This is a genomic window from Sodalis-like endosymbiont of Proechinophthirus fluctus, from assembly GCF_001602625.1.
Lineage (GTDB): Bacteria > Pseudomonadota > Gammaproteobacteria > Enterobacterales > Enterobacteriaceae.
This window is the reverse complement of record NZ_LECR01000047.1, coordinates 1-670: the sequence shown is the minus strand read 5'-3', so window position 1 is coordinate 670 and position 670 is coordinate 1. Positions and strand designations below refer to the sequence as shown.

Sequence of the window (670 nt, the reverse complement as noted above, 5' to 3'; positions counted from 1 at the left end):
AGCCACGATCCGCCTTCGAGTTTCACCATGTTAGCGCCCGCTCGCATCAGCACCGCTCCATTGTCATAGGCCTGAGAAGGCGTCGCGTAGCTCATGAACGGCAGATCGGTCAGCAGTAGACAGGAGGGAGCGCCGCGCCGCACGCAGCGGGTATGATAAACCATATCCTCTACTGTAACCGGCAGCGTGGAGTCGTGGCCCTGCATCGTCATACCCAAGGAGTCTCCCACCAGCATCACCTTGATCCCCTGTTTAGCGAACAGGCGGGCAAAGGCGGCGTCATAGGCGGTAATGGAGGCGAATTTACGCTGTTGTTGCTTCCATTTGAGCAAATGAGAAATAGTGGTCATAGTATACAATCTCTATACTGCGGGGACGGCCGCTGTCAGCTTAGGAATGGCAGCTTATTCTAATGGAAGCTTTGCCGGGGGTATAGCGTTTATCGCACAAAACATTTGGGTATTTGACTAGACCTGTGTTGCGCGCGCGGGAGAGGTGGTCAGGCGAGGGAGCTTAAAGGCAGGCCGTACGCTGTGCCGGCATGCGTTAATGTGTCACGTCGTTGCCTGACGAACTAAGGGCGTTCACTCCTTGCCGTACGGTGCTCTTCATCCCAATAGACGAGGCCATTGCGCGGAACATGACGCAGTCGCTCGGCCAGCGCACCGCC

Annotated in this window: 1 protein-coding gene; it reads right to left on the bottom strand. The window is 56.4% G+C overall.

The window, feature by feature from the left end:
• Positions 1-350, bottom strand: a 350-nt coding sequence (locus tag BG74_RS05500) for a 3-methyl-2-oxobutanoate hydroxymethyltransferase (RefSeq protein ID WP_187202687.1), incomplete at its 3' end; no start/stop codon positions are given.
• Between the last annotated feature and the right edge of the window lie 320 nt (positions 351-670).